The organism is Enterococcus sp. AZ040, from assembly GCF_050499185.1.
GTDB classification, from domain to species: domain Bacteria; phylum Bacillota; class Bacilli; order Lactobacillales; family Enterococcaceae; genus Enterococcus_D; species Enterococcus_D entomosocium.
In genome coordinates this window covers 290,993-317,278 of sequence record NZ_JBMHEW010000001.1, presented here as the reverse complement: position 1 = coordinate 317,278, position 26,286 = coordinate 290,993, and the positions used below count along the sequence as shown (strand labels likewise).

At 44.1% G+C, this 26,286-nt stretch carries 21 protein-coding genes; 3 read left to right on the top strand and 18 right to left on the bottom strand.

Annotated features, from left to right (window positions below; translation table 11 throughout):
• Positions 1-2: 2 nt before the first annotated feature.
• From smc to IGK63_RS01470, 12 genes are all read right to left on the bottom strand, one after another.
• On the bottom strand, positions 3-3,581 hold the full coding sequence (smc, locus tag IGK63_RS01525; protein ID WP_016611485.1) for a chromosome segregation protein SMC: 3,579 nt from the start codon (positions 3,579-3,581) through the stop codon (positions 3-5).
• A gap of 15 nt (positions 3,582-3,596) precedes the next feature.
• Positions 3,597-4,289 carry a ribonuclease III gene (rnc, locus tag IGK63_RS01520; protein ID WP_005227136.1) on the bottom strand — a complete coding sequence of 231 codons (693 nt, stop codon included), beginning with the start codon at positions 4,287-4,289 and terminating at the stop codon, positions 3,597-3,599.
• A 213-nt stretch (positions 4,290-4,502) separates the two neighbouring features.
• Positions 4,503-6,290 carry an oligopeptide ABC transporter substrate-binding protein gene (locus IGK63_RS01515; protein WP_016611487.1) on the bottom strand — a complete coding sequence of 596 codons (1,788 nt, stop codon included), beginning with the start codon at positions 6,288-6,290 and terminating at the stop codon, positions 4,503-4,505.
• Between the two features lie 16 nt (positions 6,291-6,306).
• Positions 6,307-7,176: an ABC transporter permease gene (locus IGK63_RS01510; protein ID WP_153883525.1), complete on the bottom strand. Its 870-nt coding sequence runs from the start codon at positions 7,174-7,176 to the stop codon at positions 6,307-6,309.
• Positions 7,177-7,239: 63 nt separating this feature from the next.
• Positions 7,240-8,196: an oligopeptide ABC transporter permease gene (opp4B, locus tag IGK63_RS01505; protein WP_005227132.1), complete on the bottom strand. Its 957-nt coding sequence runs from the start codon at positions 8,194-8,196 to the stop codon at positions 7,240-7,242.
• Positions 8,196-9,140, bottom strand: coding sequence for an ABC transporter ATP-binding protein (locus tag IGK63_RS01500; RefSeq protein ID WP_005227131.1), 945 nt, complete (start codon positions 9,138-9,140; stop codon positions 8,196-8,198). Before IGK63_RS01500 ends, opp4B begins: the two co-directional genes overlap by 1 nt.
• The gene (locus IGK63_RS01495) at positions 9,141-10,148 is read right to left on the bottom strand and encodes an ABC transporter ATP-binding protein (protein WP_005227130.1); all 1,008 of its coding nucleotides are present in this window, start codon (positions 10,146-10,148) and stop codon (positions 9,141-9,143) included.
• Positions 10,149-10,472: 324 nt separating this feature from the next.
• Complete coding sequence (acpP, locus tag IGK63_RS01490; protein WP_005227129.1) at positions 10,473-10,715, bottom strand: acyl carrier protein; 243 nt, start codon at positions 10,713-10,715, stop codon at positions 10,473-10,475.
• Positions 10,716-10,825: 110 nt separating this feature from the next.
• Positions 10,826-11,845, bottom strand: coding sequence for a phosphate acyltransferase PlsX (plsX, locus tag IGK63_RS01485; protein WP_016611488.1), 1,020 nt, complete (start codon positions 11,843-11,845; stop codon positions 10,826-10,828).
• Between the two features lie 45 nt (positions 11,846-11,890).
• Entirely contained in the window at positions 11,891-13,921 is a 2,031-nt protein-coding gene (gene recG, locus IGK63_RS01480) for an ATP-dependent DNA helicase RecG (protein ID WP_016611489.1), read from the bottom strand.
• Between the two features lie 111 nt (positions 13,922-14,032).
• Positions 14,033-15,715 carry a DAK2 domain-containing protein gene (locus tag IGK63_RS01475; RefSeq protein ID WP_005232500.1) on the bottom strand — a complete coding sequence of 561 codons (1,683 nt, stop codon included), beginning with the start codon at positions 15,713-15,715 and terminating at the stop codon, positions 14,033-14,035.
• Between the two features lie 46 nt (positions 15,716-15,761).
• Complete coding sequence (locus tag IGK63_RS01470; RefSeq protein ID WP_005227125.1) at positions 15,762-16,124, bottom strand: Asp23/Gls24 family envelope stress response protein; 363 nt, start codon at positions 16,122-16,124, stop codon at positions 15,762-15,764.
• A gap of 266 nt (positions 16,125-16,390) precedes the next feature.
• Between IGK63_RS01470 and rpmB the strand changes: the two genes are divergently transcribed.
• Entirely contained in the window at positions 16,391-16,579 is a 189-nt protein-coding gene (gene rpmB, locus IGK63_RS01465; RefSeq protein WP_005232504.1) for a 50S ribosomal protein L28, read from the top strand.
• 162 nt (positions 16,580-16,741) lie between these two features.
• Positions 16,742-19,390 (top strand): YfhO family protein, encoded by a 2,649-nt coding sequence (locus IGK63_RS01460; RefSeq protein ID WP_034872076.1) that lies wholly within the window; start codon positions 16,742-16,744, stop codon positions 19,388-19,390.
• A 208-nt stretch (positions 19,391-19,598) separates the two neighbouring features.
• Here the strand turns inward: IGK63_RS01460 and IGK63_RS01455 are convergent, their stop codons facing one another.
• Positions 19,599-20,585, bottom strand: a complete 987-nt coding sequence (locus IGK63_RS01455) for an Rgg/GadR/MutR family transcriptional regulator (protein WP_034872077.1) — start codon at positions 20,583-20,585, stop codon at positions 19,599-19,601.
• A gap of 302 nt (positions 20,586-20,887) precedes the next feature.
• On the opposite strand from IGK63_RS01455, the gene IGK63_RS01450 reads away from it, so the two are divergent.
• Positions 20,888-22,201, top strand: coding sequence for an MFS transporter (locus IGK63_RS01450; protein ID WP_034872078.1), 1,314 nt, complete (start codon positions 20,888-20,890; stop codon positions 22,199-22,201).
• Between the two features lie 57 nt (positions 22,202-22,258).
• Here the strand turns inward: IGK63_RS01450 and truA are convergent, their stop codons facing one another.
• The 5 genes from truA to rplQ all read right to left on the bottom strand — a co-directional run bounded on the left by truA (position 22,259) and on the right by rplQ (position 26,278).
• Positions 22,259-23,005 (bottom strand): tRNA pseudouridine(38-40) synthase TruA, encoded by a 747-nt coding sequence (gene truA, locus IGK63_RS01445; RefSeq protein WP_008376361.1) that lies wholly within the window; start codon positions 23,003-23,005, stop codon positions 22,259-22,261.
• 155 nt (positions 23,006-23,160) lie between these two features.
• Positions 23,161-23,958, bottom strand: a complete 798-nt coding sequence (locus IGK63_RS01440; RefSeq protein WP_016611496.1) for an energy-coupling factor transporter transmembrane component T family protein — start codon at positions 23,956-23,958, stop codon at positions 23,161-23,163.
• Positions 23,948-24,814 (bottom strand): energy-coupling factor ABC transporter ATP-binding protein, encoded by an 867-nt coding sequence (locus IGK63_RS01435; protein WP_008376364.1) that lies wholly within the window; start codon positions 24,812-24,814, stop codon positions 23,948-23,950. Before IGK63_RS01435 ends, IGK63_RS01440 begins: the two co-directional genes overlap by 11 nt.
• Entirely contained in the window at positions 24,790-25,626 is an 837-nt protein-coding gene (locus IGK63_RS01430) for an energy-coupling factor ABC transporter ATP-binding protein (protein ID WP_005227109.1), read from the bottom strand. The genes IGK63_RS01435 and IGK63_RS01430 overlap by 25 nt, the downstream gene beginning before the upstream one ends.
• A gap of 271 nt (positions 25,627-25,897) precedes the next feature.
• Positions 25,898-26,278, bottom strand: coding sequence for a 50S ribosomal protein L17 (rplQ, locus tag IGK63_RS01425; RefSeq protein ID WP_003128038.1), 381 nt, complete (start codon positions 26,276-26,278; stop codon positions 25,898-25,900).
• Positions 26,279-26,286 lie beyond the last annotated feature (8 nt).

Sequence of the window (26,286 nt, the reverse complement as noted above, 5' to 3'; positions counted from 1 at the left end):
CTCTATGCTTGATCTGCTGCAAAACTACCGCCTTCACGCACTTCTTCTAAGCGCACGGACACGGTCTTCGACACTCCAGATTCTTGCATGGTCACACCATACAACACATCTGCTGCCTCCATCGTTCCTTTACGGTGAGTTACGACGATAAACTGTGTATCATTTTGGAAAGCACTCAAGTAATGACCGAAACGAGAGACATTGGCTTCATCCAATGCTGCTTCCACTTCGTCAAGCACACAAAACGGTACTGGACGAACTTGAATAATGGAAAACAATAACGCAATCGCAGTCAGTGCCCGTTCGCCCCCTGATAGCAAGCTGAGGTTTTGCAATTTCTTGCCCGGTGGTTGGGCTTCGATCTCAATCCCAGTGTTCAATAAATCTTTCGGATCTGTTAAGACTAATTCCGCATGACCGCCGCCAAACATATTAGGAAATACTTGTTTGAATTGCAGACGGATCGCATCGAAGACTTCGCCGAAACGGGTTTTGACTTCTTCATCCATTTCAGACATCGTATCAAACAGCTGTGCTTTAGCCGACAGCAGATCGTCTCGCTGACTCGTCAAGAACAAATGCCGTTGATTGACTTGTTCATATTGTTCGATCGCATTTAAATTGACTGGACCAATTTGCTCGATCGCATGTTTTAGTTCCTGAATGTCGACTTTGGCTTGTTCTGCATCCTCAATTTCAGGGAAATCTTGCGCTGCCTTTTCAAAGGTGAGATTGTATTCTTCTTGTAAATACAACAAACGATTATCCATCACCAATTCTGCGCGATTTTTTTCGATCTCAACTTCAGTTTTTTCTGACAGCTTTTCTTTTTGCGTTAAGTTTTCAGCACTCAGGGCTTCGTCTAATGCGCCGATTTCTTGTTGAACGACTTGACGTTGTTCACGAATCACCGTCAATTCCGCTGTTACCTGCTGCTTGGTTTTTGTGAATGCTTCAATTCGCTGAAGAATGCTTTCTTCTGAAAACTCATGATCGCTGACGTTGCTTGTCAAGGCAGCTAACTGCCTTTCTAAGGAGTGTTGACGCGCTTCGTTTTCTTCCAATGCTTGATTCGTAGCGGCAATTTTTTGCTGCAAATGCGCCACTTGTTCTTTTTGAACTGCGAAAGCTGCCTGCAAGCGCGCACTTTCTTGTGCTAAGGTTTGGCGTTTTTCCTCGATCAAGTCTTCTTCGGCATTCATTTGATGAATATCTTGGTCGATTTTCGCCAATTGCGCTGCAATATTCTTTTGCTGTTCTTCCAAGCTCGTCTTCTTCTCATCATATTCCTCAAAGAAGGCTTGCACTTCGCGATGTTCAAAATCAAACACTTGCTGCTCTTGCTTCAAGCGGCTCAGGTCATTCTCAAGATTTTGTAAGCGGCTTTGCAGCTCATGCTCCGTCATGCGAGCCTGTTCTCCTTGCGTCCGCAATTCTTCTAATGCTGCTTGTGCTTCTTTGGTCGCTGCTTCAAAATGCTGGACTTGCTTTTCCGTTTTTAAAAGCCGCTCATCCAGTTGCGCCGCTTGTGCCGTCAATTGTTGCAGCTCGTTACTTTGGCTAAACAAACTACCGGCATTTTTCTTCGTTGCGCCACCCGTCATGGAACCGCCAGCATTCATGACATCCCCTTCTAAGGAAACGACCCGATAGCTATAGTTCAATGCCCGTGCTAACGCATTGGCACTTTGCAAGTCTTCGGCAATCAAGATACTGCCTAACAAGTTATCCGTAATCGTTTGGACGTGTTCGGGCGACTGGACCAATTCGCTGGCAACGCCGATAAATCCAGACACTTGCTTGGCTTGATTGCGGGCATAATCTGGCAAATGACGGGCTTTGATGGTCGTCAGCGGTAGGAAGGTTGCACGCCCCCCTCGATTTTCTTTCAAATACGTGATGGCTGCTCGCGCATCCCGCTCATTTTCAACGACGACATGCTGTGCAGCGGCGCCTAATGCGGTCTCGATCGCCACGGTATAGTCTTGCGGCACATCGATCAACTCCGCTACTGCGCCAACGATACCGCTGATCTGCTGTTTGTTTTTCAAAATCAAGCGAACGCCTTGATAAAAGCCGCTATAATTTTCTTGAATGTCTTGCAGACTGCGCTGTTTCGCTCGTACCTGCTGCACTTGACTCATTAACTGATACATTTTCTTTTGTTCTTCATCAAAGCGTTTTTTGTTGGTCTGAGCTTTTTCTTGAAGATGGATGTATTGCTTGCGTTGTTCTTCTAAAATCGCTTTAGCCTGCGTCAGCTGCTCTTCCACGATTTGCGCTTCCGTCGTCTTTTCTTTCAACGACGTATTCATTTGCGTCTGCTTGCTTAGCGCCGTTTGATTTTTCGCGGCTTCTTGTTGGTATTGACGCTCCAAGTATTTCAATTCGTTTCCGATCGTTGCCTGCTCCTGCATGGCTTCGACATATTGGCTACGCAACTCTTCAATGATTTCTTTTGCTGAACGTTGGTACTTTTCCTGCTCTTGCTGACACGCCAGCATCGCTGCTTCAACTTCCTGCACACTACGATTCTTTTGTGAAAGCAAGCCGATCAGTTCCGTTTTTTCTTCATTTAAAAGTGTGACCCGCTCTGTGACTTCCTCTAAAGTTTCTTGGTATTCGGCAGAGCTTTTTTGCGTATGCTTTGAACGTTCATCCAAGACTTCTTTTTGCCCTTCGGCTTGCTTCAGTCCTTCGGTGACCTCTAAAAGCTGCTGATTCAAACGCTCCAACGTTTCATCAAAAGCAGTACGTTGTTGCCGCAAAGAATGTAACGACAGTTCCCCTTGGTTGATCTTTTCGGAAATCTGCGCCAGTTCTTGGTTAAAGGTACTCAGTTGAGCTTTGGCTGTCTCCCACGCTTCTTTTGCTTTCGTGATCTCTAAGACCGCATAGGCCACATCGACCGTCGTCAATTTTTCTTTTAACGCTAAAAAGCGGTTGGCTGCTTCACTTTGGGCTGCCAGAGGCACCAACTGATCTTCTAGTTCATAAATGATATCTTGTAGACGGCTTAAATTGTCTTCCGTTTCAAACAATTTTTGCTCGGCTTTCTTTTTCCGCTGTTTGTATTTCAATACCCCCGCCGCTTCTTCAAAAATCCCACGACGGTCTTCTGGTTTGCTGCTGAAAATTGCTTCTACCTTGCCTTGGGAAATGATCGAAAATGATTCTTTCCCCAACCCAGAGTCCATAAATAACTCTTGGATATCCTTTAAACGGCAAGCTTGTTTATTTAAGAAAAAGTCGCTTTCGCCGGTTCTTCTCAAGCGGCGAGTCACGCTGATCTCACTGTAATCCATCGGCAAGTAATGATCGCTATTGTCTAAAACGATCGTCACTTCCGCTATATTTAGCGCTCTGCGGGTGTCAGAACCTGCAAAAATAACATCAGGCATTTTGCCACCACGTAGATTTTTGGCAGATTGTTCTCCTAAAACCCAACGAATCGCTTCGGTAATATTGCTCTTGCCGCTGCCATTTGGTCCGACGACTGCAGTCACTCGATGTTCGAAATCAATGACTGTGCGGTCGGCAAAGGATTTAAAGCCGGCAATCTCTATTCGTTTTAAATACACTCCGCCAGTCCTCTCTTACTGTTCAAGATCCGCCAAGGCATTCGCAGCGGCGTCCTGTTCTGATAATTTCTTCGATTTTCCTTGTCCTTTTCCGATCAAGGTGTCATCGCAATAGACTTCCGTCCAAAAAATCCGTTCATGGGCGGGGCCTGCTTCTTTGATCAAACGATAATTGATGGAAACATCGCCGCCACGCTGCAAGACTTCTTGCAAGCGGGTCTTGTGATCCATCTCATGGGAAAAAGCACCTGCTTTTACTTTTGGAAAAACAACTTTCGTCAAAAAGCCGCTGACACTTTCCAGTCCTTGGTCCAAGTATAACGCACCTAAAAAGGCTTCAAATAGATCACAAAGCAAAGAAGGTCGTTTACGACCGCCAGAGTTTTCTTCCCCTTTGCCTAGACGAATGTATTCATCGAATCGGCAATCTTTGGCAAACATGGATAAACTGTCTTCGCGAACGATTGCCGCCCGTAGCTTCGTCAGCTTACCTTCGGGCAGATCTGGCAATTCACGATACAAATACCGTGAAACGATCAACTCTAAGACAGCATCGCCCAAAAACTCTAAACGTTCGTTATCTGACAAGTGCAAGTTGCGGTGCTCATTCACATAAGATGAATGCGTAAACGCTTGTTCAAGCAGATCTACATCATGGAACACAATATCAAACTTTTCTTTTAGTTCTTTCGTTAATTGTGTATTCATTTGTCACATTCCTTCATTAGTTTATCGACACTTCCCTATTATACTGGTTTTTGCCGAATTATGAAATGTTTCCTCCAAATTCTTGGAAAGACTGTAATAAAATTTTATTTACTTAATCTTCTCCTGTATAAAAAAGCCTGTTTTCCTCAGATACCCGCAAAAAAACAGAAAAAAAAGACGTCCTGGAAAGGACGTCTTTTCATCGATCATTGATTAACGAGATTCAGCTGTAACTGAAATTGTTGCCCAAGGATTGTAATTCACATCATAAGCCCATGTGAAGTCTTTGACGCGATTTGATACAGGTAACACCGCACTACGGTAAAGTGTTGGGATAACAAACGCTTCATCAGCAGCATATTCTTGCCATGCATCAAATGCTTCTTTACGTTTTGCTTCGTCAAACGAATCTTTTGAATCGATTGCTTCTAGCAATTTCGTATTTTCTTCTGATTCAAAACGAGTGTAGTTGAACGCAGAGTTAGGTCCATACAAGCCCATTGGTGATGGGTCATAACCAGTATTCCATGCACCTTGGTAAACATCAATCTCAGGATCATCATTTTCCAATTTGTCATAGAATGCTTGGAAGTCAATCAAGCGACCTGTTGTGTATTGTACATCAAGTCCGATTTCATTCCATTGTTGGATGTAGTAATCTGCTAATGGTTGTGCTGTTTCGCCACCTGACATTGAAGCAAAGTTAATGGTTAATTTCTCACCATTTTTGTCTTCACGCATACCGTCGCCATCGACATCTTTGTAGCCAGCATCATCAAGTAATTGATTTGCTTTGTCGATGTTTAAAGTATAACCTTCAACATCTGTATTGTGTAATGAGCCAAATACTGGTGGGATCAATGTCGTTGCATTTGTACGCAAGCCATTGTAGAAACGGCTTCCGACAGCATCATTATCTAATGCATAACCCATTGCTTGACGCAATGACTTGTCAGCCATTTTTGAATCAGGATTGTATTCAACTTTTCCTTCATCGGCATTCCATTTACCTAATTTGAAACCTAAATAAGTGTAAGCAGTATCTGTTCGGCCTAAGATTTGATAACCGTCAGTATCTTTATAAGTAGGATACGTATCTGTCGGCATTGATAAAGCCATATCATATTGTTTTGCGTTCATCGCTTCAACAATAGATGAAGTTGGAACTGCTTTAAATGATAATTTATCTAGTTTTGGCTTATCTCCATAATAGTATTCGTTTGGAACGTACTCTACGGATTCACCAGCTACGATATTTGACATTACATAAGGTCCGAAGACGATTGGATTTTTACGAACTTGATCGCTTGATTCCATATCTTTGACTTCGATTCCTTCAAAGGCGTGTTTTGGTAATGCTGAAGCCCAAATACCACCACCTGCTTGCATCATACCAGGGTGAACTTCTTTGTATTGAATTTTAACGACTTTGTCACTTTCTTTGGTGATACCAGAAATAGTATCAGCTTTGCCATCATGGTAATCTTCCATACCAACAATGTTAGTAAAGTTACTATCATAACGAATACCAGTATAATCTTTGTTACCAATTACTTCGTAAGTGAAGATGATATCATCTGCCGTAACATCTTCGCCATCAGACCATTTCAGGTTGTCGCGTAAAGTAATTGTTGCTGCGTTGTTGTCTTCATCTAGCTCAAGGTTTGCAGCCCCGCCGTCAACAATTTTGAAATCAGCGTCATTGACGAATAAACTTTCATTACTTGGCAACATAAATTGTGCATCATAGTTATCTTGATAAAATTCTGTTTGGAACAACCCTTGGAATTGCGTATCCATCACTACTGCAACATCCAAAGTACCACCTTCGATTGCCTCTGCATCATTGCTAACTTCGATTGGAAAGTTGCTTACATCTTCCGTATCGTTTGCTGCATTGCTGCCGCCACCAGAAGAATCGGTTCCGCCGCCGTTGCTGCCACAAGCTGCCAATGCTAACACTGACAAAAGAGTGACCATACCAAAAATATTTTTCTTCATCCTGTATCCTCCTTGTTTATCCTAGTCGTTGACGCGCATCCGCTGAACGCTTAAATGCTTGACCAACGTAATTGATACTCAACATCAAGACTAAAATTAGAATTGATGCGGGTAACCAGATCCACTGTCTGTTGACCAGCACATCACCGCTGCTGGCATATCCGATCAGTGTTCCTAAACTTGGAACATTGGTCGGCAGACCAAAACCTAAGAATGTTAGTGTCGTTTCAATACCGATATTCGCTGCAAAGTTCATTGTTAAGTTGGTGATGATCAATGAGCTAAGGTTCGGCATGATTTCGCGGAACATGATGACAAAGTCATTGGTTCCGAGGGTTTTCGATGCACTAACATAGTCGCGACGGCCTTCTGAAAGGGTCTTACTTCGGAAGAGCCTTGCTTTTCCGACCCAGTAAAAGGCACTCATGACCCATATAAAGGTCCAAACGTTGTAACGAGGTACGATCGATACGATAACGATAATGATCAACATGATCGGCAAAATCATAACGAAGTCAACGATACGCATCAAAATGTTATCAATGATGCCACCATAGTAACCTGAGATGATCCCTAGTCCGACCCCAACGATCGACGTAATGATCGTGATTGAAAAACCAATCAAGATTGAGTTACGCGCACCGATGATCAATTGTCCCCAAACATCACGGCCACCTTCATCCGCCCCTAAAAGGTAGGTGCCGCCGTTTGGCGAAATCGCGCCAGGTACAGCGTATTTATCAAGGATGCTGACACGCATCACTTGTGATTGGTCGATAACTGCTGAGCCGATAAACACGAACAACAAAACTGCGACTAACAACACTAATGAAAAGATCGCCATTTTATCTTTTAAGAATTCGCGAAAAATCATTTTTAATCCCATAGGCGGGATGCTCTCTTGTTTTAGTACTTTTTCTTTCTTTTCAGACACATTTATCCCCTCCTATTACTGGATTCTGATTCTTGGATCGACAATACTCATGATGATATCTGATAGCAGCGTACCGATCAAGGTCGCTAGTCCTAAGATCAATGTCAGTGAAGTGATCACGGCATAGTCCCGTTGGACGATACTATCGATAAACAGTTTTCCGACACCTGGGTAAGCGAAGATTTTCTCAATGACCACAGAACCTGCGATCAATGAAGTGATCTCGTAGCCCATTTGTGATGCGATCGGCAACGATGCATTACGGAAAACGTGACGTGAGAAGACTTTATTCGTTGGTACCCCTTTTGAACGAGCGGTACGAACGAAATCCAATGATTTCGAATCAATGACTTCACTTCGCAAGTATTGGATCGTCACTGCTGTTCCTAATAATGCAGAAGTGATCGCCGGTAATAGTAGGTGATACAAGCGACTCCAAAACTCAGCCATGCCACTGACCCCCGGTGCAACGGAACCACCCGTTGGGAACCAAGCCAATCGGTAACCGAAGATGAACAATGCGATCAACGCAAAGATAAACAACGGTACGGCGAAACTGAAGAAGTTGTAAACAACGACGACTTTATCAAGCAATGAATTTTGGTAACGTCCTGCCCACATCCCTAAAGGAATGGCAATCACGTAAGTCAAAATGACCGTCAATAAAGATAACCACAATGTATTGCTGATACGTCCTGCTAATAACGTTGAAACAGGTAATTTAAAGATGAAACTTTGACCAAAGTCCCCTTTTAAGGCATTTCCGATCCAACGGAAATACTGGGTATACCATGGGTCATTCAAACCAGCGGCTTCACGCATCCGCTCAATAACAGCTGGATCTTGGTTTGGATTGATCAAACCTGTAAATGGATCCCCAGGCATTGCTTGTGCGATCAAGAAAATCAAGATACTCAAAATAATGACTTGCGGGATCATCAACAACAAACGACGTAGAATTGTTTTCCACATTATTCAGCACCCCCGTTTTTCAATGCGACTTGGTGCGACTCGGTGATTTTACGCAAGTCATACACTCTGCCAGTTTCGTCGTAGTAATCTTTTTGATGGGTCACATATTCCAACTCGACCTTGCGGCGGTTTTCTTTGTGAGCATCGCGATTTTTTACGTCGATTTGAGGAATCGCTGATAATAAACGTTTTGTATAGATGTGACGCGGGTCTTGATAGATGTCTTCCCGTGTCCCAATCTCAACGAAGCGGCCTTTGTACATGATGGCGATATTGTCGCACATATGTTTTACGACCCCTAAGTCATGAGAGATAAATAAGAAACTTAAGCCAAATTCTTGCTGGATCCGTTTCATAAAGTTCAGTACCTGCGCTTGCACGGATAAGTCAAGGGCTGAAACCGGCTCATCTGCGACGATCAGTTTTGGATTGGATGCTACCGCGCGGGCAACCCCTAACCGCTGACGTTGACCACCAGAGAACTCGTGAGGATATTTGTATAGGGCATCTTCTGGCATCCCAACGATATCCAGAAGGCTTTTCACTCGTTTTTTCTCTTCTTGATCGCTTAAGCGTTCAAAGTTGCGTAATGGTTCGGCGATAATGTCGACCACGCGTTTTTTAGGATTCAAGCTGGACATCGAATCTTGGAAAATCATTTGGACATCTTTGTTGTAGTTCATTTTCTTGCGGACAGAACGTTTGGTCACGTCTTGCCCGTCATAAATGATTTCGCCACTGGTGATTTTTTCTAACCCAACGATGGCTTTCCCCGTCGTGGATTTACCAGAACCAGACTCACCAACCAATCCGTAGGTTTTTCCTTTTTCTATGATGAAGTCCACACCGTCAACGGCATACACATGGTCCGTGACGCGGTTGAAAAATCCGCTGCGAATAGGATAGTGGACTTTCAGATCTTTAATTGTAATTAATTCTGTCATCTACACTTCTCCTTCTTCGTCTCTAAAATGAAAATGCTTGTAGCATGTGCAACGGACCAAATGATCAGGTGCTACTTCATGCAAGACTGGGTTTGCTTCGTGGTCGCTTTCAGGAATCCAAGGAATCCGTGCGGCAAACCGACAACCCGTCCGTGGCATATTTTTCAATGAAGGAACTACGCCTTCGATCACGTGCAGTTCACTGTCTTGTGAATTTTCTTGAGGGATCGAGTTAAGCAATGAGCGGGTGTATGGATGTTTCGGATTGGCAAACAACTCTTCGGCTGTTGCGACTTCCACAAACTGACCCCCGTACATCACGGCTACTCGGTCGGCCATCTCTGCTACGACACCTAAATCGTGGGTGATCAAAATGATCCCCGTCTGTGTTTCTTCTTGCAAATCTTTTAGTAGATCAAGGATCTGTGCTTGGATTGTCACGTCCAACGCGGTCGTTGGTTCATCGGCAATAATGATTGGTGGTTTACAAGCAATCGCGATCGCAATGATGACCCGCTGACGCATCCCACCAGACAATTCATGAGGGTATTGACGTCCTACTCGCGGTGGATTGGGAATCCCCACTTGTTCTAATAATTCTAATGCTCGTGCTTGACGCTGTTCGGCGGTCATATCCGTATGGTAGGATAACCCTTCTTTGATTTGATCTTCGATCCGCATCAAAGGATTCAGTGCAGACAATGGATCTTGGAAAATCATCCCAATATCATTTCCGCGAATTTTGTTGTACAGCGTTTCGTTTAAGTTTGACAAGTTTAAATCTTTATATAAGATTTCTCCGGTGATTTTCGTGTTGTTTGGGTCATGCAGCCCCATGATCGTTGTAGCTAACGTACTCTTGCCGCAACCAGATTCTCCTACGATCGCTAAGATCTCATTGCGATCCAGTGTAAAAGAAATACCATCTACTGCGTCATAGTAATCGTCTTTAATACGAAAACCTGTGTGAAGGTTTTGAACATCTAGTAATTGATTATCTCTGGACAATCGAATACCCCTCTCTACTTTCTAAGATGTCTTGCAATTTAATGTAAAAAAAGAAGGAACATGCATTTCATTTCCAAAAGCTTTCTTAACATTGTATAATATATTCTTAATAATTATATAGAAATGCCACCAATAATGCAAGTCCCAGAAAAGTTAATACACTGAATTTTCAGAAAATTTACATTATGCTTTCAACGCCGTCATGTCAGGTTTAACGACCGTTTTTTAGATTTCACTACCAAAGAAAAGCCGCTCAAAATCACTGCGGATCAATTATGAGAAAGAAAGAGCTAAGTCATCTAGGACTTAGCTCTTATGTCTGTCTTAAGCAAGATGGCTTGAAATATAATCAACCGCTCCACCGACTGTTTCGATCTGCTCGGCATCTTCATCAGAAATCTCGGTACCAAATTCATCTTCTAGTTCAAGGACGAATTCCATCACACTGATCGAATCAGCGTTCAAGTCGTCTTTAATGCTCATCGTATCCGTTACGTTCTCTGCGTCAATTTCAAAATGATTGGCGATCACGACCGCAACTTTCTTGAATACTTCATCTCGTGTCAACTGGCTTCACCTCCACGCGTTTGCACAAAACATAGAATGGCTAACAAACATTGTACTGCTTTCTATGCTTTTTGTCTAGATATTTTTGCAATTTCATTACAATCATTGCATTATGATTGCGTTTCGTCTTTTGCAGTCGGCATTTCTTCAAAGTGGGCGACCAATTGTGCCACGACATCTGTTGCTAGCATCGTATGGATCTGCTTGATGGTGTACGCTACCGCTTCTGGTCCTGTCGCACCATGGGTTTTGATGACTGGTGCTTTCAAACCAAACAATACGGCCCCGCCATGTTTCGCATAATCCATTTCATTTTTCACTTTCCGCAATGCATCTTTCAGTAACAATGCGCCTAATTTTCCTTTGGTACCTGAATCAAGAATCGATTGTTTCAACAACGCCATCAAGTTCAAGGCGGTTCCTTCGATCGATTTCAAAACAGCGTTCCCAGTAAAGCCATCTGTCACGACGACGTCAGCTGCACCATCCAGCAATTCCCGGGCTTCGACATTGCCGATAAAGTGGATCGTAGGATCCGCTGACAGCAGTTCAAAGGCTTTTTTCGTTAATTCACTACCTTTGGTTTCTTCCGTTCCGTTATTTAACAAGCCGACCCGTGGTCGATTGATCCCACGAACTTTTTGGGCGTAAAAGGATCCTAAGACGGCATAGTTTGCCAAATGTTCTGGTTTATTGTCGGCATTGGCACCTAGATCCAGCATATCAAAGCCAGCATCTTTGCCGATCACTGGCATTGTGGACATTAATCCTGGACGATCGATTCCTTTGATCCGACCGACGATAAACAAACCAGCCGCTAACAAGGCACCGGTATTTCCAGCTGAAAAAATCGCATCTGCTTCGCCATTTTTCACTGCTTGTGCCGCTAAGACCATTGAAGCGGTTTTTTTCCGTCTGATTGCTTTGACGGGTTCGTCATCACTATTGATTTTTTCATCTGTGTGGATGATAGTGACATTTTTATCATCCGTCATGTATTTTTTGATTTCATTTTCTTTTCCGTAAAGGAGGAATTCAATCTCTGGAAAGTCTTTTTTCGCCAGCATGACTCCTTCTACGATCGCTTTTGGGGCGTTGTCTCCGCCCATTGCATCAACAGCAATCCGCATCTCGCTGCCACTCCCTTCATTTTCCCAATCAGTATAGCATATTCTTTAATCAAAAAATTGTTTGTCTGCTTTTTTTGCTGCCAAATAGTTCGCCAATGCCGAAAATTCTGGCAACAGCTGCCAGCCGTTTTTTTGCCAAAGCTGGGTAGCTTCGACTTGTGCCACTTCTAGAATATGGGCATCCGCGACCAAATCGGCAGCCGCAAACTCTGGCAAGCCCGATTGTCGATTGCCGAAGACTTCTCCTGGCCCCCGCAACTGCAGGTCTTTTTCGCTGACTACAAAGCCGTTGGTGGTTTCTGTCATGATTTTCATTCGTTCGACCCCCGTCTCATTTTTCGGGTTCGCGATCAAAATACAGTAAGAAGCATCGGCGCCGCGTCCTACCCGTCCACGTAATTGGTGGAGCTGGGCTAATCCGAAACGATCAGCATCGATGATCAGCATCACTGTCGCATTGGGAACATTGACCCCTACTTCGATGACCGTCGTGGAAACCAAGATCTGCAGTTGATTTTCTTTGAATGCTTCCATAATAGTGTCTTTTTCTTGATTCTTCATTTTCCCGTGCAACATCCCTACTTGATAGGTTGGGGAAAAATAACTTTGCAGCTGCTCATAAATCTCCGTGGCATTCTTGACATCCAGCATTTCGGATTCTTCGATCAAAGGACAGATGACATACATCTGATGCCCCTGTGCCAATTCTTTTTGCGCCCACTCTAAGATCGATTCAAACTGCGGCGGTCTGACCCAGCGAGTCTCTACAGGAATCCGTCCTGCCGGCATTTCATCGATCACCGAAACATCCATTTCGCCATAGGCAGTGATCGCTAGTGTACGTGGGATTGGTGTGGCGGTCATAAAGAGCACATCAGGCAGATAGCCTTTTTCCCTTAATACTTTTCGCTGATTGACCCCAAAACGGTGTTGTTCATCGGTGATGACTAAGCCAAGATGTGCAAAGTCTACCCCTTCTTGGATCAGCGCATGGGTCCCAACGATGATATCGATCTCCCCGGCTGCTAAATGTTCTAAGATGACCCGCCGTTCTTTTGGTTTGGTCGAGCCTGTCAAAAGAGCGGTGGTCACTTCTAAGGGGTCAAAGAGTTGATTCAAGCTTTCTAGGTGCTGTTGGGCCAAAATTTCAGTCGGCACCATCAGTGCGCCCTGAAAGCCAGCCGTCATCGTAGCATAGAGGGCGATCGCCGCAACGACTGTTTTCCCGCTCCCTACATCTCCTTGCAAGAGCCGCTGCATGTGCTGCGGACTTTTCAGGTCATGGCAGATTTCATTGGTCACGCGCTTTTGCGCATTCGTCAATTCAAAGGGCAGTTTACGAGTAAATTCTTTCAAGCGTCGCACATCATAATCGATCGCCAAGCCGTTTTTCTCGGCTTTTTCGCTTTTCTTCAGTCCTTGGATCTGCATTTGGAACAAAAAGAACTCTTCAAAAATCACCCGACGCTTCGCTTGATGACTCTCTTGCGGATCTTTGGGAAAGTGCATCGCAAACATCGCGGATTTCCGATCCAACAAGCGATATTTTTCGATCAATGACAAAGGCAAGATCTCTGTGATCTGATCACCAAAATCAAGAAATGCCTGTTTGATCAGTTCGATCAACACACTTTGACGCACGGCTTTATTGACATGATAGATCGGTGCAAAGTCTTCGCCGCTTTTACTACCAAGAATCTTCATCCCCGTCAGTCCTTTGCGTTTGGCGTCCCATTTGCCATAGACGGCGATCTCTTCTGAGACCTCTACTTTGTCCTTCAAATAAGGCTGATTGAAAAAGGAGACATTAAAGACATCGTGGTCTTGCATCATGCGAAATTGCAACCGACTTTTCTTATAGCCAAAGCGATTGACGACCGGCGGGGAAACGACGATCCCCTTGATCGTTACTTTTTCTTGGTCTTGAATCTCCGCTAATTGCCGTTCTTGAATGTCTTCATAACGAAACGGATAATACTTCAGCAGGTCTTCAATGGTTTCGATCCCTAAACTCGCCAAGTCTTGGGCGCGTTTTTCTCCGACACCCTTTAATACCGTAAGTGGCTGATTCAGCATAGGTACCCTCCTTTTCCAAAATGATTTTGTTTATTGCAGAGATTCCTGCATTCATAGAAAAAGACGGAGCCAAAAATCATCTACGATTTTTGCCCCCGCCGCCTAATTTGTTTATTCTGCTGAGAAAAGATACGGATAAACTGGCTGATCGCCTTGATGGATCTCTACTTCGATCTCAGGATGCAGTTCAACGATCGCTTCTTCGATTTTCGCTGCTTCTTTGGCTTTGCCTTCTTCACCGATAATGATGGTGACGATCTCAGTATCTTCTGTGATCATTTTTTCTAAGGTAGTCATCGAAGCAGAGAAACGATCAGGAACAGAAACAACGATTTTGCCGTCCACCATTCCTAAGAAGTCGCCTTCTGTGATTTCGATGCCATCAATTGATGTATTACGGATCGCATGGGTCACTGAGCCACTGACAACACTTGCTAAGACATCAGTCATCGCTTGCTGGTTTTCAGCTAGTGTGGATTGCTCGTGGAAGGCTAGCATCGCCGTCATCCCTTGAGAGATCGTCCGTGTTTCAACAACCGCTACTGGAATCTCGGAAACTTCCGCTGCTTGCTGCGCAGCCATAAAGATATTTTTGTTGTTCGGTAATACGATCACTTGATCAGCATTGACTTCATTGATTGCCACCAAAATGTCTTCTGTACTTGGGTTCATCGTTTGGCCACCACTGATGACATAAGAAGCGCCTAGGCTAGTAAACAATTCTTTCAAGCCTTCGCCAGCCGCGATCGCGATGATCGCAAATGGTGTCCGCGGACGTTTTACTGGTGCAGTTTTTGCTTCTTGCTGATCGTGTTCCAAGATCGTTTCATGCTGAAGACGCATGTTATCGACTTTGATTTTCACCAACGAACCGAATTTTTGACCATAATTCATAACTTCGCCGGGATGTTCCGTATGGACATGGACTTTGATGATCTCATCGTCATTGACCACTAATAAGGAATCCCCTAACTCGTTTAAGTAATTACGGAATGTTTCATAATCAAATTCACTATCTACAGTCGGACCTTCACCGATCTTCACCATGATTTCTGTACAGTAACCAAAGGTGATGTCTTCTGTCGCTAAGTGCCCTTGAACGCTGCGATGATGTTCGGCATTGACCATTTCGTCCATAGCCGCTGGGGAAGGTTCGAAGATTTCATCGGCTGGGTATTCCCCAGTCAATGCATTTAAGAAGCCTTCATAGATAAACAACAATCCTTGACCGCCGCTATCTACCACGCCGACTTCTTTTAAGACGGGCAATAGATCAGGGGTTTTCGCCAATGAACGTTTTGCGCCGTGAACCACGGCTTTCATCACTTCGATACAATCATCGGTAGTTTGTGCTTTTTTCTCGCCATATTCAGCTGAGATGCGTGCCACAGTCAAGATGGTTCCTTCCACAGGTTTCATGACTGCTTTATAGGCGGTTTCTACTCCATGAGTAAAGGCTTGAGCCAATTCTGGTGCAGTGAGTGTTTCTGCGGTCGGGATAGCTTTAGAAAAACCGCGGAATAATTGAGACAAAATGACGCCGGAATTCCCACGTGCGCCCATCAATAGTCCTTTTGAAAGTGTAGCGGCAAGATCGCCGACGTTTTCTGAAGTCGCATCTGCGACAGCTTTTGCTCCACTGGTCATGGATAGATTCATGTTTGTCCCGGTGTCTCCATCTGGAACAGGAAACACATTCAATGAGTTGACAAACTCTGCATTAACTTGTAGACGAGCCGCGCCTGCCTGCACCATTTCTTGAAACTGACTTGCGCTGATATTCGTTACCTTCACTTAGATAGTCCTCCTTAAAATCATCCGCCATGAACGGATCCCTTGCCTAATCTGGCAGTACACGTACGCCTTGAACAAATACATTTACCGAGTTCGCAGATACACCTAGCATCGTTTCTAAGTTGTATTTCACTTTTTCCTGCACGTTGCGGGAAACTTCGGAAATTTTTGTTCCATAGCTAACAATCGTGTATACATCCACTGCAATGCCGTTTTCTTCTTGGCGGACAACGACACCGCGAGAATAATTTTCTTTTCGTAAAATTTCATTGATGTTATCTTTGATTTGTTTCTTGCTAGCCATACCAACAATGCCGAACACATCTGTTGCTGCGCCTCCGACCACTGTTGCAATGACTTCATTGCTGATTTCAATAATACCTGATGAGGTTTGAATTTTTACAGCCATTTTATAGCCTCCTTCAATGGGCATGACCCATCTTTCTTCTTACATATTTTATCATAGCTGTACCGCAAATAAAAGGATGAGACATATGAAAAGGGGCTTTCTGACCAAACGTCTTGCATTTCGACCTTGTTTAATTTACAATGTTTACTGGGAAAAGTCAATGTTTCTTGAAAATTACTCTTGCTTTTTTCACCTTTCTGTGATAAATTCAGATGGTATGAGCTGAAATAGCGCTCCAACATCAAGGCAAAGGAGGAAATAACCACATGGCTAAAGTTTGTTACTTTACTGGACGTAAAACTGCAAGTGGAAACAATCGTTCTCACGCAATGAATGCGACAAAACGTACTGTGAAACCTAACTTGCAAAAAGTTCGCGTTATGATTGACGGAAAACCTAAAAAAGTTTGGGTGTCAACTCGTGCTTTGAAATCTGGAAAAGTTGAGCGCGTATAATTAGACCTTTTCGGCCGTTCGTTTTGAACGGCTTTTTTTGTACCCTTTTTTCTTTGGTGCGCTTTCACTTAGGTTTTCATTAAAGAAAATAGGTCTTTGTTTTTTTAATCGATTCACCTGTGGTAAACTAAGAAAAAATTGATAAAGAACAGGTGACTTCTTGTGACGAAAATAAAAACATTTGCCAAACAACATTGGCCTTATATGCTTGCTAGTTTCTTCTTGCCGTTTCTTATCATGGCAGTGATCTATTTGACCATCGGTATCTACCCCGGCAGCAGCCGCAGTGTCTTAGCCAGTGATGCCTTTTCGCAATTCTCAAACTTTCATGCCAGCTTTCGCAATATGCTCTTAGGCAAGCAAAGTATCTTTTATACATGGAACGCCTCTTTAGGCTTAAATTATCTGGCATTGATCTCCTATTATTTAGGGGGAATCTTCACTCCCCTCGTCTTATTTTTCCCAAATCAGCTAATGCCAGATGCCCTGTACTTTTTAACCTTGATCAAAATCGGCAGTGCGGGCTTGGCGTTTTGGTTCTATGCCAGCCAAACCTTTAAGATCCAACGTTGGCAGCATGTGACTTTAGCCGTCTGCTATGCCTTGATGTCCTTCATCACCGCCCATTCGGAACTGATCATGTGGCTTGATGCCATGATCTATCTACCGCTAGTGATTTTAGGTATTGACCGGTTAGTGAAAAAGAAAAAACCAGTCGTGTTATTTATCAGTTATCTGCTGTTATTTTTATCCAGTTTTTACATGGGCTTTATGATCGGTCTCTTTTCCGTGATGTATTTCTTGGTTCAATTGGGTCGCAACTGGAAGCAAGCTCGCGGGGCGATCATTCCTTACGGCATCACCTCTTTGTTAGCTGGCGGCGCCTCAATGGTGATCATCTTACCTGCCTTATTAGATTTGCGGTCGAACGGGGAAGAATTGACGACGATTTCTTCCTTTAAAACCGAAGCCACCGATGTCTTTGATCTCGTGATGAAAAACATGATCGGTGTTTACGATACGACAAAATACGGCTCCATTCCCTTCATCTATATCGGCTTATTGCCGTTGCTGTTGTGTATTTTATATTTTGTTTCGAAGAAAATCCGCTTGAAAGATAAATTCTTATACGCTGGCATGTTTGCTGTTTTGATCGCCAGTTTTTATATCGTGCCGATGAATCTTTTTTGGCACGGGATGCATGCCCCAAATATGTTCCTTTTCCGCTATGCCTATTTGTTCTCCTTCTTAGTGATCATGCTGGCGGGATACGGATGGGAGCAGCTGCAGCAAAAAGATCGCGGATTGTTTCTCATTATTGGTCTTTCTACGATCGTGGTATTTGCCCTCTCCTACGCATTGAAAGGAGCCGGAACCTATGAATATGTTTCCGCTACTTCTTTTGCGCTAACGATCGTATTCTTTGTTCTTTACTTGTTATGTATTGGGTTCGGGCAATTAGGTCTTTTAACACAAAAACGAGTGACGATCTTGATGCTGATCTTCGTCTGCGGAGAAATGGCCGTCAATACCAGCGGCATGGTTCGCGGAATTTTGAATGATTGGAACTATGCTTCTCGTAGTTTGTATACAGAACCTTATCCGGACATCAAAAAACTAGTCACTCAAGCCAACGAAGACAATGATACCTTTTTTCGATTAGAAAACCTTGATCCTGTTTCTTCCAACGATAGTATCAATTATGGCTACAGCGGGGTCAGCATGTTTTCTTCAATTCGTAACCGCAATTCCTCAAGCTACCTGGATAAGCTGGGCTTTCGGTCTCGCGGCACCAATTTAAATATCCGCTATCCGAATAATACCTTGCTGATGGATGCTTTTACAGGAATCAAATACAATATCTCCAAGCCAAATCTCACCAAATACGGCTTTCAACGAGTCGGAGAATCTGGTGAATACAAGCTCTATGAAAATCAAAATGCGTTACCTCTAGGTTTCTTGGCTGAACCGACCATCGAATCGATTGAACAGCCGCAAAACGACAACTTGACGAGCCAGAAAAATCTTTTCAATGGCTTGGCCGATTTAAATTTAGAGTATTTTGCCTTTCAGCCGATCACGGTGATCCATAGTAAAAATACAGATATCACCAATGACGGCATGTATATGAAATTTACTGAGCAAGAAAGCAATGTCGCAAAAGAAGTGACTTGGCAAGTGGAGGTTCCGGCGAACTCGCAAGCGTACTTGAGTCTCTTCCCTGCCAACTTCGGAGAATTGGAAAGCTCATCTGCCACCGTGACAGTCAACGGTCAGCAGCGAGAAACGCAAATCAGTATCAACGGTCAATACTACGACTTAGGACATTATGAGACCGATACGACGGTTCAATTCACCGTCAGCTTCTACGGAACGCCTGAAATCTCATTCCAAAACCCGCAAGTCGTGACCTTGGATACCAACGCCTACCAACAAGCAATTGATGCGATCCAAGAACGAGGGGTCGCTATGACTGTCGGCAAACGCAGTGCCAAAGCCGACATCACGACTGAAAAAGAGCAGCAGCTTGTAACAACCATCCCTTATGACAAGGGCTGGACTGCTACGCTTGACGGCAAAGAAGTCCCAATCACGGCCTTTCAAGATGGCTTTATCAGTGTGACGATCCCAAGTGGCACCCATCACTTGGAACTCTCCTTCTTACCGCAAGGCTTTGTTATCGGTGTTTGCTTGTTCTTTGGCTGCATCGCATTGTTTATCTTGTTTGCTTGGTTTTACCAGAAACAAGTAGCCAAAAAGCAAGTCTTGGACAACCAACGCCAACTCATGGATCAACCACCAGAAACCTAATCGAAAAATAACCAACTCGTCCCTTTGAGGCGATCCCCTTAAGTTAGAGCAAAAGCTGACTTATGGGTGTCTCTCAATGATCGGTGAGTTTGGTTCTTTTTTGTGCTCAGGTTCCGCAGTTGTTCGCTCTAGTGGTCTTAGCATCCATTACCCGCTAGATCCCCTTCGATTCGGGGAGCAATGCCTAGCCCGTTAGCCCTTAGAGCGTTTAGCGAAACATAAGATAACTGTTGGGTTCTTCCGCATTTTTCTTGATGGAGTGCAACGATCGCTCCCATAATTTAACCATTTTGGTTTGTTTTAAGACGCGAAAGATCGAAAGCCCTTGATCGATTTTCAACAGTCCTTTTTCTTGATCGCCATAAATATACCAGTACCATCCTTGATAGCAAAGAAGATGCGTACTGTTTAGCATGTCTCCGCGATCTGCCAATAATTCCTCTGCAATGGTCAACACCTCTTTTGCCCACTCCAGGCGGCGAAAATTGACAAACGTCGTAAAACAACTAAAAATCAAATCCATTTGAATTTCTCGCATCAAGGACAAACCTTGTTCTTTTTTTGTGCGAGAGATAGCGATCTGCAGTAAGTGATAGGAGGTTTCGACAGGAAACAAGAATTGAAAATAACGAAAAAGCAAAATCTCATAAACGCCCCAGTTGTCTACTTTCGTAAGGTAGGAAATGACGGGGCGGGTTTTGGTGCGTAGCTTTTCCATATAGTCACCAGAAGAGTGATCGGGTTTAGGACCTGAGAGATTGATTTCATGTATCTCCTTTGTGATCTCAAGGTACAGAAAAACAAAAGAATGCTGTTTGGAAGCGGCGATCAGTTCGCTACGCATTTCCTCCAGCCCTTCTTTGCTTCTCTGGGCGTGGGCGTTACTCAAATAAGCTTCTTTGTTGATCCCTAAAATTCGATCCAGTAAATCCATAAATTCGCTCGTCATATAGCTGGGAAAGCTCATCAGGTTGTCGTGCCCTTTTACGCCCTTTTGCTGCGCACGCAAATAATAAAACTCCTCCACTGTGACATGGATATTTTCTAATAAGCGTTCCAATCGATGAATACTGATACTTGAAGCACCTTGCTCAAATTTACTGATGAACGAGCGACTGTTTTGTTCATCCGCCACTTGAGCGATCGTATAGCCACGCTCTTTGCGCAATTGTCGGTACAGTTTTCCTTCTTCCATAACCATCCTCCTCACAACGATCGGTCTACAAACGCCAAACCAATCCCACTTCACGAATGAAGCTCCGCAATTAAATTTTCCTGTTCTAGATTCAAGTTTAGATTCAAACCTATAAAATGTTGAGGAACAAAATCTGCGGCACCTTATTTACATGCCACTCTTTTAACTGCTAATCACTCGTGACAGTAACCTCTGGTATGCTCCTGGTACATTTAAATTCCACTATAGTGGATTATTTTCTTCTCTTAGTATAAAGCATCCTATACTGATTTTACAACGTAGAACGTGAAAGGATGATTTCGATGAAAGAATATCAACAAAACAACGGCTATCGTGCCTTAGTCAACGCCGCCTTACTCAGCGGTATCGGCATGAGTTTATTTAATATCGTCTTTGTAGTTTATGCCAGTACTTTACCCTTTAATGCCCTTGCTGTTTCCTTAGCCTCCATGGCACTGCTGATCCCTGATCTCTTACGGATCCTGACCGGCTATCTAGCCGATCGTACCAAAAACAAAGTGCAATGGATGATCAGAAGTCGACTATTACAAGGAGTCCTTTTTGTGGCACTCGCTTTTTTGATCCAACTGCCGCCTAGTTTATGGTCTTTCTTCCTTTTGCTAGGCATCAACATTGTATCTGATTGTTTGGGCGCTTATTGTTCTGGGTTACAGCTGCCCTATGTTCGCCGTCTTGTGCCTGCTGATACCTTAGACAGTGCCATGGGCTTTCAAATGGCGTGTCAAACCACCGTTCAAATCGTCTTTCAAGGCATCGGTGCTTGGGGGATCATTTTACTGAATAATAACTTTGCGGCTTTTGGTTTGATCAATGCCGTGACGTTTTTCTTAGCCGCGATCGTGATCTTCCTGAACCGCTCGCTCTTCTATGCGGTGCCAGGGAAAATCAATCAAGCAGCAACACCACTCTTTCAGAATTTCTCGGATACTTTTAAATTATTGACTGGTACGGCTTTTCTTAAAAAGATGATCCTCTTTGCCTTACTGATCAATACCTTAGCTGCTAGTACGAGCGGTCTACTAAATCTCCAGCTGTTGGATGACCTTGCGCTTTGGTTTGCCACTTATGGCAACACCGTTGCGATGGCAGGCATCGCTACTTCGATCGGTATGGTCGCTGGCGCCTTGTTTGCTGCCGACTGGTTCAAGAATACCGGTCTGGTTCGCTTGATTGCGTATACCTCTTTCGTTTTATGTCTGTTGACCTTGAATTTTCTCTTCCTGCATAACCGTTGGCTCATGATTGCGCTGCTCTTTGCTGAAGGCTATCTGATTGGAAAAATCAATCCTCGTTTTTCGGCACATCTGATTCGTGAGATCGATGAAGAACATCTCGCCATCAGCAGCGGGATCTTTTCCACCATTGTGATGCTAGGGGGACCTGTCGGACAAATGGTCTTTTTAGGCATCGGCAATCGCTATCACGTTGCTTGGAGCTGGCTGCTTTACTTGCTTTTCGCATTTTTGGTAGCCATCGCCGCCTTAGTCGCTGCCGGTACCTTGGAAAAAACACCCACCACTGCTGCGCCTAAAAACGCGACGGCAAGGACTGAAGATTGGCAAGAAACCACCTCTGTTTTGCCTGAGAAAAAATAAAAACACAAGCTTTCGCTATCTCTTGTTGTGTAAGAGCAGCGAAGCTTGTGTTTTTCCTTATTCATAAGCAACATGAACCAAATACAATCCTTCTGGATGAGCCGTGGGACCTGCCGCATTTCGGTCTTTTTGCGCAATGATTGCAGGAATGCTGTCAGGTGCGATCCGTCCATTGCCGATTTTCAGCAATGTGCCCACCATGATCCGGATCATCTTGTACAAAAATCCATCGCCGCGAAAGGTAAAAATTAACTCATCTCCAGCGTCATTGACCGCCATGGACGCCTCATGGATCGTCCGCGTCTTGTCATCGACTGAACTGCCCGTCGCACAAAAACTGGTAAAGTCATGGGTGCCTAAAAAATCTGGCAACGCCCGTTGGATTTTTTCCAAATCTAGCGGATACGGATAATAACTTGCATAATGACGGCGGAAAGGACTGCGGGGCTTCCCAATGTCTACCCGAAACTGGTAGGTTTTTTCAATGACTAAGTAGCGGGCATGGAAGGTATCGTCAACGATCTCCACCGATTTTACCGCAACATCTTCTGGCGTTTGGGTATCTAAACCAAAGCGCATTTTTTCCAGTGGACGCTTTTGAGGGAAATCGAAGTGGATCACTTGCCCTTGCGCATGGACACCCGCATCGGTGCGGCCAGAGCCATGAATCTGAATCGGCTGACCATTGTTCATCTTCGTTAATGTCTTTTCAATCTCTTCTTGAACCGTTCGTCCATTGGGTTGACGTTGAAATCCTTGAAAATTCGTGCCATCATAAGCGATCGTCGCTTTATAGCGGACCATTGAATCACCTGTTTCTTTCTATTTTTTCAAAAAAAGGCCTATGAGAAAAGTCTGATCGATCGACAGGCCTTTTCGAACCAGCCGCTGGGATTGCGAGCAGTCTCGTTGCTTCGTTAAGAACCTTTCGTGGGTTGACTTCAATCATAGGTCTTCGATTATCCTCTTAAGAACACTAACGCTACTGTAAAGAGCGCAAAAACGATGACAACCAATGTGTCCCGTTGGTGCCAGTGTAAAATACGATACTTGGTACGCCCTTCGCCGCCTTGATAGCCTCTGGCTTCCATAGCGGTAGCTAGATCTTCCGCACGGTTAAAGCTGCTGACAAATAAAGGAATCAATAAAGGAACGATCGCCTTCATCTTCTGCAACAGTCCCCCTTCGCCGAAATCGACCCCGCGGGCACGCTGGGCGTTCATGATTTTTTCTGTTTCATCCATCAAGGTTGGCACAAAGCGCAACGCAATCGACAGCATCAGTGAGATTTCATGGACAGGGAAACGGATCGCTTTTAAAGGACGCAAAATGTATTCGATCGCATCTGAAAGCTCTAATGGGGGCGTCGTTAACGTCAAGAGCGTCGACATGAAAATGATCAAAACAAAACGACAAAAAATAAAGATCCCGTTTTGGACACCATATTCTGTGATATTAAAGATCCACCAAGACCAATAGACGTCACCGCCGGTAGTAAACAAAATCTGTAACGCCACGGTAAACAAAATCAGCCAAATCAACGGTCGAACGCCTCGAATAAAGAAGCCAAAATCGATTTTTGAAAAGGAGATACAAAAGAGCGTAAAAGCACCCGCTAATAAATAGCTTTGCCAATTATTCGCCAAAAAGATAATCGCAATAAAATAAAAACTAGCAATCAATTTGACTCGTGGATCTAAACGGTGGATCAAGGAGTCTCCGGGAATAAAACGACCGAAAATCAGTTTATTCATCATGGGCAGTCGCCCCCTTTGCTACTAAAACATCTGCCAGCTCATCAGCTGTTAGTGGTAACTGCTCAAATGCCAGTCCTCTGGCTTGTAGTTGTTCCGCAAATGCGGTTGCTGTCGGTACCCCCAACTGCTTTTCTTGCAGCCAAGCAGTATCTTGAAACACAACGGACGGCGTGCCGGCTTTGACGAGACGTCCCTTTTCTAACACATAGACATAATCAGCATAGTTCGCCACATCATCCATCAAGTGGGTCACTAAAATGATCGTCATGTTCTTTTCCCGATGCAGGCGATCAAACATTTCCATCATCTCTTTGCGTCCTTGTGGATCTAAGCCAGCTGTCGGCTCATCTAAGACCAAAACTTCTGGTTCCATAGCTAAGACTCCAGCAATCGCTACACGGCGCATTTGGCCCCCTGAAAGGTCAAATGGTGAACGTTCCAGAAAACTTTCATCTAAACCTACCAATTGAATGTATTCTTGGGCTAAACCTTTGGCTTCTTCTTCGGAGATGCCAAAGTTTTTCGGTCCAAAAGCGATATCTCTCGCAACGGTTTCTTCAAATAATTGGGATTCAGGAAATTGAAAAACGATCCCGACTTTTTTACGTAACGGTTTTAGATTTTTGTTGTCTGACTCGGGTTTGATGACTCTCTCACCGATCGTGACCGTTCCAGTCGTTGGTTTTAATAATGCATTCAAGTGCTGCAGCAACGTAGATTTTCCGCTACCCGTATGACCGACTAAGGCGGTATAAGAGCCTTCTTTGATCTCTAAATCGATATCGAACAAAACCCGTTGTTCAAACGGAGAATGCGGTTGGTAGGTGAATCCTACTTGTTCAAAACGGATGTCCATAGCCAATCCACCATCCCTTCTTCAGTTAAGTACGCTTGTGGTACCGTGACGCCCCGCTGTTTTAGTGCCGCCTTTAATTTTTCAGGAAACGGCAGATCTAAGCCTAGCTCAATCAGTTCCGGACCTGCAGAAAAAATCTCTGCTGGTGTCCCTTCGCGGACGAGCTCTCCTTGACGCATCACCAGCACCCGATTGGCGTTAGCTGCTTCATCAATATCATGGGTGATCGATAGCACGGTCAAATTGTTTTTCTCTTTGATTTTTTTGATCGTTGCGATCACTTCTTCACGGCCTTCTGGATCTAGCATACTAGTGGCTTCATCAAGAATGATGATATCCGGGCGCAGTGCAACGACACCGGCAATGGCTACCCGCTGTTTTTGACCACCAGAAAGGCGCGCGGGTTCCCGGGTCGCAAACTCGCTCATCCGTACTTGTTCCAGAGCGTCTTTGACACGAACCAGCATTTCTTCTCGCGGGATTCCTTGATTTTCTAAACCGAAAGCCACATCATCTTCCACCGTCGAACCAACGAATTGATTGTCAGGGTTTTGAAAGACCATACCGACCATTTTTCGAATATTCCAGATATTTTCTTCATTCAAAGGCAATTCGCCGACAGAAACACTGCCTTCTTGTGGCAAGATCAAGCCATTGATGGTTTTTGCTAAAGTTGATTTTCCAGAGCCGTTATGGCCGATCAACGCCACCCATTCCCCTTTGTTGATGGAAAAGGATACGTTATTTAACGCGGCACGCTCTTCTTCGCTATAACGCACAGTAATAGCATTCAATTCAATGATTGGCTTCATGATAGACTCCTTCATTTGCGATTAATTCTTTCTAACACTACCAAAAAAGCGCACGTTTTTCAATGATTCGCGCACGATTTGTCTCCAGATCTTTTTTTCACTTGCCATCACCTGTCTTGACAGGTAATCGAAAGTAAAAAAAAAGCACTTTATGATGAGTGCGTACACCTCGAAATACATCGAGGTGTAGGCGCTGAGCTAGACTCGGAAAGTTTCTTCCAACATCATAACACTCTTAGTAAACATCTATAAAGTGATGATAAGTGTGATTTTAAACAAGTTCTAGGATAACCATTGGTGCAGCATCTCCGCGTCTTGGTTCTGTTTTCAAGATACGAGTATATCCACCTTGGCGATCTGTGTAACGAGGAGCGATATCATTGAATAATTTTTGTAATGCTGATTCAATAACTACTTCTTCGTTTTCTTCACGTACACTTGCAACTTCATTACGAACGAATGCTGCTGCTTGACGACGTGCATGCAAATCACCACGTTTACCTAAAGTGATCATTTTTTCTGCAGTTGAACGAACTTCTTTCGCACGAGCTTCAGTCGTAACGATACGTTCGTTAATGAATAAATCAGTTGTCAAATCACGCAACATCGCTTTACGTTGGCTAGATGTGCGTCCTAGTTTACGATAACTCACGTGGTTTC

What these genes read in the sequence shown, in the direction of transcription:
- plsX (WP_016611488.1), bottom strand. Translation starts at nt 11,845, where the DNA reads ATGCGGATTGCTGTTGATGCAATGGGCGGAGACAACGCCCCAAAAGCG.
- IGK63_RS01430 (WP_005227109.1), bottom strand. Translation starts at nt 25,626, where the DNA reads ATGAAGCCAATCATTGAATTGAATGCTATTACTGTGCGTTATAGCGAA.
- IGK63_RS01440 (WP_016611496.1), bottom strand. Translation starts at nt 23,958, where the DNA reads ATGATGAATAAACTGATTTTCGGTCGTTTTATTCCCGGAGACTCCTTG.
- recG (WP_016611489.1), bottom strand. Translation starts at nt 13,921, where the DNA reads ATGCTGAATCAGCCACTTACGGTATTAAAGGGTGTCGGAGAAAAACGC.
- IGK63_RS01500 (WP_005227131.1), bottom strand. Translation starts at nt 9,140, where the DNA reads ATGACAGAATTAATTACAATTAAAGATCTGAAAGTCCACTATCCTATT.
- IGK63_RS01515 (WP_016611487.1), bottom strand. Translation starts at nt 6,290, where the DNA reads ATGAAGAAAAATATTTTTGGTATGGTCACTCTTTTGTCAGTGTTAGCA.
- rpmB (WP_005232504.1), top strand. Translation starts at nt 16,391, where the DNA reads ATGGCTAAAGTTTGTTACTTTACTGGACGTAAAACTGCAAGTGGAAAC.
- opp4B (WP_005227132.1), bottom strand. Translation starts at nt 8,196, where the DNA reads ATGTGGAAAACAATTCTACGTCGTTTGTTGTTGATGATCCCGCAAGTC.
- IGK63_RS01450 (WP_034872078.1), top strand. Translation starts at nt 20,888, where the DNA reads ATGAAAGAATATCAACAAAACAACGGCTATCGTGCCTTAGTCAACGCC.
- truA (WP_008376361.1), bottom strand. Translation starts at nt 23,005, where the DNA reads ATGGTCCGCTATAAAGCGACGATCGCTTATGATGGCACGAATTTTCAA.
- rnc (WP_005227136.1), bottom strand. Translation starts at nt 4,289, where the DNA reads ATGAATACACAATTAACGAAAGAACTAAAAGAAAAGTTTGATATTGTG.
- IGK63_RS01470 (WP_005227125.1), bottom strand. Translation starts at nt 16,124, where the DNA reads ATGGCTGTAAAAATTCAAACCTCATCAGGTATTATTGAAATCAGCAAT.
- IGK63_RS01435 (WP_008376364.1), bottom strand. Translation starts at nt 24,814, where the DNA reads ATGGACATCCGTTTTGAACAAGTAGGATTCACCTACCAACCGCATTCT.
- IGK63_RS01510 (WP_153883525.1), bottom strand. Translation starts at nt 7,176, where the DNA reads ATGGGATTAAAAATGATTTTTCGCGAATTCTTAAAAGATAAAATGGCG.
- IGK63_RS01455 (WP_034872077.1), bottom strand. Translation starts at nt 20,585, where the DNA reads ATGGAAGAAGGAAAACTGTACCGACAATTGCGCAAAGAGCGTGGCTAT.